General features: G+C 33.9%; 13 protein-coding genes. 5 read left to right on the forward strand and 8 right to left on the reverse strand.

Annotation, left to right across the window (positions count from 1 at the left end; genetic code table 11):
* Positions 1-81 precede the first annotated feature (81 nt).
* On the reverse strand, positions 82-1,521 hold the full coding sequence (locus UtA1_RS05045) for a tetratricopeptide repeat-containing diguanylate cyclase (RefSeq protein ID WP_096550245.1): 1,440 nt from the start codon (positions 1,519-1,521) through the stop codon (positions 82-84).
* 243 nt (positions 1,522-1,764) lie between these two features.
* Positions 1,765-3,144: a dipeptidase gene (locus tag UtA1_RS05050; protein WP_096550246.1), complete on the reverse strand. Its 1,380-nt coding sequence runs from the start codon at positions 3,142-3,144 to the stop codon at positions 1,765-1,767.
* A 221-nt stretch (positions 3,145-3,365) separates the two neighbouring features.
* Here UtA1_RS05050 and UtA1_RS05055 point away from each other — a divergent pair, with 221 nt between their 5' ends.
* Positions 3,366-3,911, forward strand: coding sequence for an RNA polymerase sigma factor (locus UtA1_RS05055; RefSeq protein ID WP_016837363.1), 546 nt, complete (start codon positions 3,366-3,368; stop codon positions 3,909-3,911).
* Between the two features lie 131 nt (positions 3,912-4,042).
* Here UtA1_RS05055 and UtA1_RS05060 read toward each other — a convergent pair whose 3' ends face one another.
* The 6 genes from UtA1_RS05060 to UtA1_RS05085 all read right to left on the reverse strand — a co-directional run bounded on the left by UtA1_RS05060 (position 4,043) and on the right by UtA1_RS05085 (position 8,097).
* On the reverse strand, positions 4,043-4,480 hold the full coding sequence (locus tag UtA1_RS05060) for a MarR family winged helix-turn-helix transcriptional regulator (protein WP_096550247.1): 438 nt from the start codon (positions 4,478-4,480) through the stop codon (positions 4,043-4,045).
* Between the two features lie 49 nt (positions 4,481-4,529).
* Positions 4,530-4,940: a transcriptional regulator Spx gene (gene spx / locus UtA1_RS05065; RefSeq protein ID WP_016837361.1), complete on the reverse strand. Its 411-nt coding sequence runs from the start codon at positions 4,938-4,940 to the stop codon at positions 4,530-4,532.
* Positions 4,941-5,288: 348 nt separating this feature from the next.
* Positions 5,289-5,474 carry an SE1832 family protein gene (locus tag UtA1_RS05070; RefSeq protein ID WP_016837360.1) on the reverse strand — a complete coding sequence of 62 codons (186 nt, stop codon included), beginning with the start codon at positions 5,472-5,474 and terminating at the stop codon, positions 5,289-5,291.
* A gap of 113 nt (positions 5,475-5,587) precedes the next feature.
* Positions 5,588-6,481: a hypothetical protein gene (locus UtA1_RS05075; protein WP_096550248.1), complete on the reverse strand. Its 894-nt coding sequence runs from the start codon at positions 6,479-6,481 to the stop codon at positions 5,588-5,590.
* A gap of 3 nt (positions 6,482-6,484) precedes the next feature.
* Positions 6,485-6,856, reverse strand: a complete 372-nt coding sequence (locus tag UtA1_RS05080) for a response regulator (RefSeq protein WP_016837358.1) — start codon at positions 6,854-6,856, stop codon at positions 6,485-6,487.
* A 194-nt stretch (positions 6,857-7,050) separates the two neighbouring features.
* Entirely contained in the window at positions 7,051-8,097 is a 1,047-nt protein-coding gene (locus UtA1_RS05085; protein WP_016837357.1) for a PseG/SpsG family protein, read from the reverse strand.
* 519 nt (positions 8,098-8,616) lie between these two features.
* Here UtA1_RS05085 and UtA1_RS05090 point away from each other — a divergent pair.
* The 4 genes from UtA1_RS05090 to UtA1_RS05105 all read left to right on the forward strand — a co-directional run bounded on the left by UtA1_RS05090 (position 8,617) and on the right by UtA1_RS05105 (position 13,272).
* Positions 8,617-9,171 carry an NADPH-dependent FMN reductase gene (locus tag UtA1_RS05090; protein WP_016837356.1) on the forward strand — a complete coding sequence of 185 codons (555 nt, stop codon included), beginning with the start codon at positions 8,617-8,619 and terminating at the stop codon, positions 9,169-9,171.
* Between the two features lie 543 nt (positions 9,172-9,714).
* Positions 9,715-11,058: a spore germination protein gene (locus tag UtA1_RS05095; RefSeq protein WP_096550249.1), complete on the forward strand. Its 1,344-nt coding sequence runs from the start codon at positions 9,715-9,717 to the stop codon at positions 11,056-11,058.
* Complete coding sequence (locus UtA1_RS05100; RefSeq protein WP_096550250.1) at positions 11,055-12,173, forward strand: GerAB/ArcD/ProY family transporter; 1,119 nt, start codon at positions 11,055-11,057, stop codon at positions 12,171-12,173. Before UtA1_RS05095 ends, UtA1_RS05100 begins: the two co-directional genes overlap by 4 nt.
* Positions 12,145-13,272 carry a Ger(x)C family spore germination protein gene (locus UtA1_RS05105; protein WP_172597828.1) on the forward strand — a complete coding sequence of 376 codons (1,128 nt, stop codon included), beginning with the start codon at positions 12,145-12,147 and terminating at the stop codon, positions 13,270-13,272. The genes UtA1_RS05100 and UtA1_RS05105 overlap by 29 nt, the downstream gene beginning before the upstream one ends.
* Positions 13,273-13,377: the final 105 nt, after the last annotated feature.

The raw sequence follows: 13,377 nt of genomic DNA on the forward strand, positions 1-13,377 counted from the left end.
AAACCTCCCCTATATTTTTTATAACTAGCTTATAAGGTTTGGAAAAGGCTGGACGCATTGGCGAACCAGCCTTTTTGTATGTTAACAGTTTTCATTTGAGAGGTAGACAATTTGATTTTTTCCTTGTCTTTTTGCCATATAGAGAGCTTGATCGGCAACTTTAAAGATTTGAGTGAACTTTTTAGCATATGGAATGCTATTGGTACATACTACTCCGATGCTAACAGTCACTTTAATTTCATTTGTTAAATAGTTTATCTGAAAGGAAGTAATTTCATTATAAAGTTGTTTTGCTCTTTCCATAATGGAATGTGAAGGATATCCTTTTAAGAGGACAATAAATTCATCCCCACCGTAACGACCGACGATGATATTTTCTTTATCTTCATTAGCCACCTTTAAACAAGCCTGTGCGACCCCTTTAATCACTTCATCACCTATTAAATGGCCAAAGGTATCATTAATATTTTTAAACGAGTCAATGTCGATGACGACACAACAAATATGTTCATCTGTTTTTTTTATTTCTTTGAGCCACTTGTCACATGTTGTTTCAATATAATAACGATTATATACTCCTGTTAAACTGTCCACATTTGCCCGTTTTTCTATCGCTTTAATGCTTTGATTGACATCCAATTCTCGTATTTTAGATGAAAGGCGAGTGGAAAACAGTTTTTCAACAATTGTTAAATATTCTTTAATCGCTTCGTAAGATTTCTTATAATTGCCAAGGGATTCATAAATTTCTGCAATTACTTTCAATATAGACTTTAATTTCATTTGATTATTATATTCAGAATATATGTTGAAAGATTTATGTAATAATTGCAATGCTATATCATACTCACCTTTGGAACGATGAAATGTGGCTTTCACATGGAGAAAGTGCGCTTTTTCATGAGGTAGGTTGTTGATATACTGGTTGAGCTCTAGATGATTGATAATTTTTTCTGCCTTCGATAATTCATTCAAACCGATATAACTTGATGCAATACTTAAATAGATATGACATTGCAATAATATTTCACTAGGGCAATGTTCTTTTGCAATGGCTAATGCTTTTAACGCATAGTGAAGTGCTTTTTCATAGTTTCCTTCATGCAATAAGTAGTTGCTGTAGGAGTTGAAACTGCTGCTTACTGAATAAAACATTTCTAATTCTTGTGCAATCCGTATACATTGCTTCATCGCTTCTTTTGCTTCTTCGAAATTTTCTTCATAAGCATATATCAAAGCACTCAAATAATATAAGTAATACTTATCCCGATCGTCTCCGAATTCATCACACAAAACTTTATAATCAAGAATATGTTGGAAAGCGATTTCAATTTCACCTAAATAATAATAACAACAAGCAAGATTCAAATGGGCATTCATCGTGGCCTTAATATCTTCGGTTTTTTTAGCGGTTTCTAATAGTTCTTTCCCCAACTCAATAGCTTCTTTATACTTGCCATCGATAAAAAGGTTTCCTGTGAGCGATTCCAACCTTGTTAAATGGTACAATTGAGCGTTCATTTTTCTACCCCTCTCGTTGAAGGAAGGAAGAAATACCTTGGAAACACAATGGTTTTCTGGGTATTTCTTCCCTATTTATATTATAAACTTCAAAGGGATACTAAAATGTATACAATATTTGACAATATAAAAGTAATTTCATGACTTTTCATAAGGGGTCTAAACAGTACAAAATTCTTAAACGTTTTTTATGGAAAATTTAGGTTAGTGAGAAAAAGTTTTAACGAAAATTTTACTACTCAATTACAAAGAGAGGTTGGCAACTTCACATAAATAATCGCAAAGAACACGCAATCCTTTATCAAAGTTTTCTAAGTGGAAGTGTTCATTTGGTGCATGGAAGTTTTCTGTACTTAAACCAAATCCCATTAACACGACAGGGATATTTAAGATTTGATCAAAGGTTGCAACAATTGGAATAGATCCTCCGCCGCGAGTGAATGCAGTAGGGGATTCATACACTTTTTCATACGATTTGCTTGCTGTTTGAATTAATGGGTGGTCAAAAGGTGTAAGATATGGTGCCCCGCTGTCAAATTTCGTTACAGTGACGGTTACCCCTTTAGGTGTATGTTTTTCAATATGATTTTGTATTAACGCAATGATTTTGTCGGGATCTTGGTCTGGAACAAGTCGGCAAGTTATTTTTGCTCCTGCTTCATTTGGTAAAACGGTTTTAATTCCCTCTCCGGAAAATCCACCGAAAATTCCATTGATTTCTAAAGTAGGGCGAGCCCAAGTTCTTTCAAGATAGGAGTAGCCTTCCTCACCAAACAATTCATCAACTCCCAGTTCCTCTTTTAATGCTTCTTCATTAAATTGTAGGTCAGCAAAGGCTTTACGTTCCTCATTTGATAGTGGTCGAACGTCATCATAAAATCCTTCGACTAAAATTTTACCTGTATGATCTCGGAATGAATCAAGAATTGCTACTAACGCATGGATTGCATTTTGCACTCCACCACCGTAAAGACCAGAGTGCAGGTCGCTTTTCGCTCCACGCACATCGATTTGGAGGCCTGTAAGTCCTCGTAATCCATAGCAGATTGCCGGTTTACCTGGACCATACATATTTGTGTCAGAGATTAAAATGAAATCTGCTGCTAATTTATCTTTATTTTCCTCTATATAAGAAGGAAGGTTAGCGCTTCCAATTTCTTCTTCACCTTCATAAATGAATTTTACATTGACAGGCAATGTACCGAGAATCGCGAAAAGTGCTTCAATTGCTTTTAGGTGCATGAATATTTGTCCCTTATCATCGGACGCTCCTCGAGCATACAATTTATTTTCAATGATTTCAGGTTTGAAAGGTTCTGTTTTCCATAAGTGTAATGGATCAACTGGTTGAACGTCATAATGTCCGTAAATTAACACTGTAGGCTTTCCTTCAGCATGAAGCCATTCACCATAAACGACAGGATGCCCAGCTGTTTGGTCAATGGATACATTTTCAAGATTCAATTGTTCCATCTGATTTTTTAGCCATTGAGCTGCACGCTCTATATCTTGCTTATGGTCGGATAGTGCGCTGATGCTAGGAATAGATAAAAATTCAAACAGCTCCTGTAAATGCTTTTCGCGATTTTTTTCAAAATACTCATGAAAACGTTGCAAGTCCATATAAATCCCCCGATTCAAAAAATTTTCTAAAAATTAGTATATCATAGAATTGGAAATTTCAAGCGAATGTCAAAACATTTTGAGAAAGGTAATAAAAAGGGGGAAGCAATAATAGAAATCTTACAGAAATGTAATGTAATTGAAAGCTAATCATATAGAGTGTAATACAAATTTTTGGGAAAATGTATACAGAAAGCTCTTAAATACGGAGGAATTGAACGATGAGTAAAATTTGTGATGTTTACGAAGAGTTTAATCGTTATATATATCATTTATGTTTAAAATTAACGCGCAATCCTTTAGAAGCTGAGGATTTAATGCAAGAGGTGTGGGTAAAAGTTGTCCGCAACCAAAAGCAAGTGGAACAAGTTGATCATGTAAAAGCATGGCTTACGACCATTACAATGAATACGTTTCGAGATCGTTATCGGAAAAATGTGCGCCGCAGTAAGTATGTAATGAATCAACCTGAAACTTTAGACGTTCCAATACTAGAATTGGTTCCAAATAATGAAGTTTCCACAGAAGAACAAATTGAAAAAGTGGTCATTACTAAAATTGTGCAGGAAAAAATGAAACAATTAGATAGTATTTATCAAAAGACGCTTTGGTATTTTTACGTTGAGCAATATTCTTTAGCTGAAATATCCAATTTAATGAAAGTATCAATCGGCACTGTAAAATCCCGCTTATTCCGTGCAAAGCAAAGACTGAAAGAAATTTTAATGTCAGATAACAACTTGGTAGATGTGGTTGTGCCGGTATAACATTGAAAAGTAGCTTGTGGTCATCCAATGGCCACAAGTTTTTTCTATGGAAACAGTAAATGCAAGCTGCTATTATAGGCAACTTGCATTTTCCTTAACATTCGACGTACAAACATACTTCCACACCCTTTTTATTTATAAGGATAATTTTCTAAACATTTTTCAAAAATGTTATGCAATGTTTGGATTTCCTCGTTTGATAACATGCCAAACATGGAATGAACTAATGCCATCACCGGAGTTTTGGATTGTTCTAATGCTTTTCTTCCTTCAGGAGTAATTGCGATTTGAGATACGCGGCGATCGTTTGCACTTTGTGTTTTTTGAATATATCCGCTTTTTAACAGTTTCGATGTTAAAACGGTTACTCCACCTGTTGTAATTTTTAATCGTTCCGCAATGAGAGAAGGGCGCTTTGGACCTTCTTTTGCAAGTAAATCTAACAAAAGAATATGGGTTTTTGAAAAACCTAAATCATTAAGTTGATTCCATTCATTAGACCATTTTCGCTCTAGCGTTGAAACCACTTCAAATAGGCTGGAAATGGTCTCATATCGTTGGTTATCCATTATTTTCAGCTCCACTTTCATTTTCAGTACAAGGGTAGGGGAAGATAATTTAACTTACAATTTCGTCAGCATGCTTTCTCAATTCATTTAATTCATATACACGAACTTTGCGTGGAATAAATCGACGGATGTCCATTTCGTTATAACCGACTTGGATGCGTTTTTCATCAATTAAAATTGGACTACGCAGCATTCGAGGATGTTCTTTAATTAATTCATAAAGCTCTTGGATGGAAAGTTGATCAATGTCAACATCTAAGTTTTTGAAGTCGTTTGAGTTTGTTGCAATAATTTCATCTGTCCCATCTTCCGTCATGCGCAATATGTTTTTGAACTCTGATAATGTAAGTGGTTGAGATGTAATGCGTTTTTCTGTAAATGGGATATTGTGTTCTTTAAGCCATTTAATTGCTTTGCGTGAAGAAGAACAACTAGATTGGGTGTAGATGGTAACTGTCATATATACCGCCTCCAATAATGGTTTAGAGTTGTGTTTTGGTATTGTAAGAGAAAACAGCATTAGATATCTTACCAGTAAGATAAATCAAAGTCAATTTTGAAAAAAAGTGGACGACTAAATAATGTATAACCATTTTTCTAATAATAATTACGTTTTTATTGGGCGAAAGTTTCAATTTTAGGGAAATTATTTTATTTGAATATTACAGAAGGGGAAATTTTGATTTTCACAGTAAAAATAAATTTTCTGGAAGAGTAAGAGAATTTAATGGATTTCTTAATTATAATAATGCAAAGTACAATTTCTGTTAGAAAGGGAAATGAATTGAAAAAAAGAAAAACTCGCGATTTACATTTCCGCGAGTAGCTTATTGAGCTCTGCTAATTTCTTTTCCATACGAGCTAGTCGTTCTTCTGCTTGCATTACCGAATCAATATGGCCAGTATTTTCAAGTTTCTCTATATCGCCTTGCAAATTGATATAATCCATTTTAATTTCAGCAATTTGCTGTTCAATTTCTCGTTTTGTCAACATAATTAACTCCCATCTTTCATGTTCAGTCACATTAATATGGTTATTGTATCATAAAGGATTGGAGTTTTCATTCATCTAAAAAAACAATGGCCGTATTCGACCATTGATGCAAATTAATGGATGTTCACTTTTTCGGGATTTGTAGAAAGGATTAATTGGAAGGATCCTTTTTGAGTTTTCACTGTTACCGTTACAAATTCGCCTGAGACCTTGACATTTTCTTGGAATTTTTGAGGATTCATAGAAAGTTCTGTACCCCAGTTCGACATGTTGACTAAATAGATTCCGTTATGTAAATTTAAGAATTCACTAAAGGCATCTTTGGCAAGTTCGTCAATTTCAGTTAAATTCTCTTCTGCATAGTTCGATGCAATGTGCAGCAACGATTGATCATCAGCTGCAATTGCTGTAAATAGTGGAGCACTTCCAGTAATTTCTTGACTTACGAACCATTTTGAATGATGAACTTCTTCGTTTGAAATTTTAAGGAATGTTTGGCGATCAATGAAGCGAATCATATTTTTCGCAAAAAGGGAAATGTAGTCTCCGTATTGTTCACGAATTTCTTTGTGATCTTTAGTTAAAATGTTTTCCACTAATGCATCGATATTTCCGCTTTGAATTTCCTCAAACATTTCGGTGGATAGACTATATTCTTTCTTATAGTCATTTAAAGCTGAACTGAATTCATCCATTGTCATATAACCGCGGTCTATTAACGCTTGTGCTAAATATAGATGGCCTTGTTTTTGATGGGAAATAAGCTCTTCAACTTGTTCTTCTGTTAGATATCCAAGTTCAATAGCAATTTCACCGAAACGCTTGTCCATTTGTTTTTGTTTTTCATGGACTTCATTTACTTGATTAGAAGTCATCAAACCTTTGTCGACAGCAATAACACCAAACTTTACGTGCACCGCTTCTTGATACTCTAGCACATCTTGAAGTTGTTCATTTGTAATCAATCCACGATTTAATAAGTAGTGACCGAAATATTGGCTAAACATGGATTATCCCTCCTTTAAGGCTTTCTCAACAATGTTCGTAAGAGTTTCAAATTGAATAGGTTTTTGAATAAAATCATATGCACCAAGTTGAAGGGCTTCTTTTAATTTGCTGCTTGTACCAACGGAAGAGGCCATTATAACCTTCGTCTCAGGACTGATTTCTTTGATTTCTTTAAGTGTTTCAATTCCATCTTTTTCAGGCATAACGATATCTAAAAATACTAGATTTGGCTTATATTTTTCTACTTGTTCTACTGCTGAAATGCCATTTTGTGCTTCATAGATTGCTTGAAAATTTAATTCTTCGAGGGCTTCTTTTAATTTCTTTCTAATGAGGAGAGAATCGTCACAAATTAGAACTGTAAATTTTTCCAATGCCATCAGCTCCTTTTATTAATACCTGCTTATTTATATAGTACTACATACCTATGAAGATTTTCTAGATGACTATCCAAAAATTTTAACAATTAACAAAATTTATGGATATTTAATATAAAAAGACAGCCGATTCTAAAATCGAACCGGCTAAAAAGTTTAGATATATAGGAAAATAGTATTGAAAAGCTAGGTTATAATGATACAATATTATGCCGTTCATAGGCGAAATCTAGTAGAAGCGATTTTAATACTTCATTATTATCTTGGATTTCTAATTGAATTTGTTTTCGAACTGCTCGTTCACGTCTTGCTTCATGGAGTAATAATTCCATAACAGCATTTTGAATGTTAGACTGCTTCATTTTGCGGCCCAATCCTAAGTTTATAAAACCGTTATTTTCTCTTGGGAAGATATTATTTAATTCCCGTTCATTTTGTGCTGATACGATGCAAGGGATACCGACGGCAGCCACTTTATATGGCGTATAGTTGGCGTTACAAATGACGATATCTGCAACTGGCAATAATTTATCGAGTGGTTTATCATCTTTGAAAATTTTTGTATTTCTTCGGCTCAACGCCATCATTTGTAAATCGCTGATTGAATGCTTATATTCTCGATCGATTGCTATTGTCACTTTTAGTGGGATTTGTAGGTGGGTTAAGTGGCGCAAAGTGCGGTATGTTAAGTTGTTGTCGTCTCCATCTTCATAAGCAACGATGATATGTGGCGGGTTTGATAATTCGTTAGAAACTCTAGATTCAGCAATTGATTTTAGTGTATCCGTAACCGCGAAGGCGAAGCTTCCTGCTAGAATATTTTGAGCAGTCGTTTCTCTCGTTTCTTCTAATATAGACATAATATTACAATCAGCAAGCTCTGCTCCCTCACCAAAATCATCGAAATGCACTAACGTTTTGCACAGCGGTCTAATCGTTTCTACATATTCAACATACGTATCTTTTCCATCTTGTACAATTAAATCTGGCTGCAATTCTTTCAGGTGTTTTACTAGTTCGTCGATATGGTCATAGAGTATCGGTGAAAGTTGTGCATCTGTAAATATTTCTAATGCTTCATCTGATACATTTTTAAGAAAAACCGTAACGTCCTCTTCAGTTTTTAATAGTTTTGCAAGGATGCTCGTTCTTTCAAATGGGTAGTAGCCTTTAATAGCACTATACTCAACGATAAAAGCAATTTTCTTTTTTGGTTTTCTACTCAAATCATTCTGCATACCAATCCCATCCTTTCCCAATCATTATTTAAAATATGGTTAAATATTTGAAAGTATGTGTGAAATTATAAATAAGTAAAAGATTTTCAACTTTCTAGCTTTGAAATATTGATTATTTTATGATGGGGAAAGGAAGAAAATGAAAGGTTGTTTACTATGAACAGACGTTCAGCTATGGTTTTTGGCGGAACAGTGGGAATGCTTTCTGTTATCATATCAGACCTGGCGAATAGTTTGAGAGAAACCGCAAGTCCGAAAACTGGCAAGTGTTTGTAAATAATTTGATTTTGTTGATGAATTAAAAAACAAAAATAAATTTTCGTTTAGTATAAATTAAATGAATGCTCCATAATAAAATGAGAATGCGCGTTAAAATACCCGTCAGTAAACTAACAATGGAATAATATTTTCAGCCTAAAGACTGAACTTTTTCTTTTTTAATACGGTTCCCTATCGAAAGATTTGTGCATTTGCTACAATTAACAGATGGATGATAACAATAGATGGAGGATTTACAACATGAAAATTCTACTCGTAGATGGTACAGTTTTTGGTACAAAGACGGGTGCACTCTTAAGACAGGTGGAGCAATATATAAAAGAATTTGATTCCAGTTTGGAATTGGAAATATTATATTTTTCTAAATTAAAACATCAAATTTTAGATGGAAGTCCGCTAAATGACGATATGAAAATGATGATTCAAAAATTCGAAGAAGCGGATGGCTATATATTTGCAACGCCTATTTACCAAGCGTCCATTCCTGGCGTATTAAAAAATGCTTTAGATATGTTGCCACCAAAAGCGTTGCGCTATAAACCAGCAGCAATTGTGGCTAACGGTGGCACATTCCAACACCATTTAGTTGTGGAAAATCAATTCAGACCGATTTTAGATTATTTCCGCTGTTTAGTCACTCCAAACTATGTATATACTCATACATCCCATTTTGGTGAAAATGATCAAATAATCGATCAGGATATTCATGAGCGTTTACGTGAATTAGCTCGCGTCTTCGTTCAATATTGCAAAATGAGCGAATCGCTAACAAAAGAACCGATTGATAAACACTAATTTTGAATAAATCGCGACTAATTAATTTTTCTAAATTTGAAAATAGAAAGACTTTAATTGAAAGAGGCTGGGACATAAACAAAAAATTAAAGGGGCAATTGAAAGAGTTTTGATAAAAAATTGATATAACGAATAATTGATTGAAGTGACGGGGCGAGTGCTCCTGTCGCGCACGCTTAGTCGCAAAGCGGAGCAAGTTCAAGGAAGTAAATTCAAAGCTTTCCTGCGACGAGCCCTCTCGAGACACCGCAGGAGCGAAGGATTGAATCAGAGGAGGCTCGAGCCGGGCCCGCGGAAAGCGTCCCCGGAACGGAAATCAATTTTAATAACATATCAAAAAAACATCATTTTCTCCTTGGAGAAAATGATGTTTTTTTAGATTTGTCCCAACCTCTTTTATTTTTTCAATTCATCACTAATTTTTATCCTTTTTGTGTGTAAAGAGCATAAATCGTTTTCATAAATTTACGGTTAGCAAGTATGTGAATTGGATATTCTAAAATATATACTGCTTCATACTATAGAAGATTGGAGATTATACCAATGTCTTCAAAAGTAAATCTTTCATGGATTGCCAGTCAATTTGAAGATAAGAATGATTTGATACAAAAGAAGTTAGAGTTAGATCATAAACAAATTACAGTATTATTTATTAAATCGCTAATTGACCAAGAATTATATCAAAAATACATTATTAATCCATTTTTTGAATTGCCGACACAAGAACAATTTAACCTTTACTTATTTGCATTACCTCAATTTCAAGAAGTCCCTTCAAAAGAAAAAGCACTTTATTTTGTGATGGAAGGGAATGTACTTATTGAAATTCAAGACAATTTATATTCCCTTGATTTCAAGTTATCAAAAAATAGTGATGTCAATTCTACTTCTGTTGAAACAACCATCCATGGATCTGAATTGGCATTAAGTGATAACTTGATGACCAATATTAATGTGATACGTTCTTCGTATCATCAACCGTCTTTAATGATTGAATATTTCGAAAAAGGTGAAGTAAATAAGCCAAAAATGGCGCTAATTTATGATGATAAAAAAGTAAAACGAAAGGCATTGGAAAGTATCAGGGAAAAATTAGAGAAAATTGATATGCAAGTCATTACAGAGGCACCTCAATTCAATACTTTATTAAATGATCAACGGTATTCCTTATTTCCTAAAATGTTACTAACAGAACGACCAGACCGAATTGTTTACAACCTTGCTGGTGGGAAAGTGATATTGTTGGTAGACGGTAGCCCTCAATCAATGATTGCGCCTGTCGTATTTTTCGATTTTATGACAACCATGGAAGATAATTACCACACATTAGCGATTTCATATTATTTAAAATTGCTGCGTTATATTGGTATATTCGTATGTATTTTACTTCCAGGAATTTATATAGGCGCTGTGTCCTTTTCACCAGAGGTATTTCGAACAGAATTAATGTTGACCATCGCAGGAAGCAGAATGGGAGTTCCATTTACTTCCTTTGTAGAAGTATTATTTATGCTTTTTTTTATGGAACTGTTACTCGAGGCGAGTATTCGACTTCCGAAGGCGATTAGTGCAACGGCAGCAACGGTTGGAGGTCTTATTTTAGGAACAGCTGTAACGGAAGCGGCCCTTGCTTCTAATATCATGGTCATTATCGTATCGGCAGTTGCAATCTCGACCTTCGTCATTCCAGTAAATGAAATGGCCTTTGCCATTCGCATTGTACGATTGATGTTGATTGTAGTTGCAAGTATTTTTGGTTTAGCTGGCCTCACATTAGGTTTTTTATGTTTCATTATGTATCTAGTAAATTTGACAAGCTTTGGGGAACCGTATTTAAGGTTTTATAACTACCGAAAAGGTAATCAGGATTCGGAGGGACAGGCTTGAGTCGATTTTATTATTATTTAGTCATGATTAATATGATTGCAAATATTATTTCAGCTGTTCCTACCATTCTTTTGCGGTATCGAAACGATGGAGCTGTATTGTCTTTAATTGTCGGTATCATATTAGGGCTAGTAATTGTGATTGTTTATACGAAATTTTTTAATGCCTTCCCAGGGAAGACATTTCCGGAACTGTTGGTACAAACGACATCTAAATGGTTTTACTATCCATTATTATTTTTTATGGCGGTTATGTGGTTTATTGCAGGGATAAGCACATTAATTACTTACTCTTTTTTGCTTATACGGTATTTAACTCCTGATATACCAATTATGCTTATTGGGTTAACCTTAATTTTATCTATTATATTTGGATGTTTTATGAAAACCGATCGAGTGTTATACACCATCGAAATCGTTTTTGTAATTAATTTTCCTATCATTATTTTTATTATTATCAAAGCATATACAAGCAAAAATTTAAATTGGGATTTTATTAGGGAAGCAATGTTACATGTTGTGCAAGCACCCAATATACATGCAGTTTCTTCAAGTATATTTTTATTTCTTGGCGTAGTGAATCTCGTGATTTTTAACCGTTTCTTTACCCAAAAACAAAACTTTGGTTTAAAACAAATCATTGTACTTGTTTTTATCGCCATTGCAACCACTTTTACGACTTATTTTATACCAATCGGTTTTCATGGTTCGGAGACAGTTGGTGAGCTTATTTATCCATGGATTGCTACGAGCGACTCCATGAGAATGAGATATTTTGTAATAGAACGTCTAGTATATGTTTTTTTACTTCTTTATTTATCAATGGCTTTTTTAAGTATCTTGATTCACTGGCATGTAGCGGTCGAGTTATTCAAGTATATTTTCAAATTAGAAAAAATGAAATTTAAAGGAATAAATATCGGTTATATCATTTTGATTGTCTTTTTCACCGTTAGTTCTCTCTATATAATCGTATCATTAACAGAGTATCAGTTGTTTCAATACTCCAAATACTTCTTCAACATAGCTGTTGTCAATTTCTTTGCTATGATTTTTTTATTTATCTATATCATTAGGAGGATGAAAGGTGCTAATAAAAAAGCGAATGAAAGTTAAATTATTCATCCTAATAACGATTCCATTCCTCATCGTTCTCACAGGTTGCGGAGAATTCAAAGATATAGATAAAATGGTGTTTGTTTCGATGATTGGGATTGATGAGACCGATGATCCTGAAAAACCATACAAAATCATCTTAAAGCTTTACGTTCCAACGAGTTCGTTTAGACAAAATCCAACGCCTGAGTACACATATCTTTCAAAAAACGGTAAGACGTTGGCAGAAACGATTTCGATATTGGAATCTCATTTAGATAAAGAATTGGATTTTGGCCACTCGAAGCTAATTGTGGTTGGGGAGAAAATACTTCAAAATGATAATTATAAGGAAATATTGGATTTTCTCATACGAAGACCTGATATTCAAATGATTTCTTATTTTGCAGTGGGTAGACCTAATGCTGAAGAGATTATTAAATTTTTACCTGCAGGGGAAACAGCATTACAACCAACCATCTTCAATTATTTTGACAATAACGGAGCAGAAAGTTCATACATTATCTCCACTTTTTTATTTGATTTTCGAAGAAGGTTAAAAGAAGAAGGAATTGATCCAATTTTACCGATTGTTGAAATGAACGAACCGAAAACACATTTTATTATTAATAAATCAATAGTACTGGCAGATAATCGGCCTCCATACGAATTAGATACCGACAAAACTTTACTTTTTAAAACACTTTCTATGAATGCAAAGACGATATTCTTTGCTGTAAAAAGAGAAGGTGAATATTTTGTTTCTAGAATTGACTCCATCAAGTCAAAATACAATGTAAATGTAGAAAATAATAAAGCTTCCATAAAGATCGAAATGAAATTAGCAGGGATGATCACAGAATCAAAGAATACATTAAGCAGTAAAGAATTATCAAGATATAGCAAAATGTTAGATGAGGAAATGAAGGAAAAAGTATCAGAATTTATTCATGAGATGAAAAGGGAAGGATATGACCCGTTCGGTTTCGGTTTAAAATATTATGCTCATACTTTGCCTAAAAATCGAATGACTCACGAGGAATGGCTAGAAGCATATAAAAACGCAGATGTAGAAGTCGTTGTGAAGTCAAATTTGAAAAGTACAGGTAGCATTCAATAAATTGAACCAGTATAGAGGAAAGTCGTGGAAAAAGATCGAGTTGGAAAAAACAATTCCATATTAGATCTTTTTTCTTTCTTCTAATTAATTGCATACCATACCACC

This window comes from Ureibacillus thermosphaericus, from assembly GCF_002370195.2.
Classification (GTDB): Bacteria; Bacillota; Bacilli; order Bacillales_A; family Planococcaceae; genus Ureibacillus; species Ureibacillus thermosphaericus.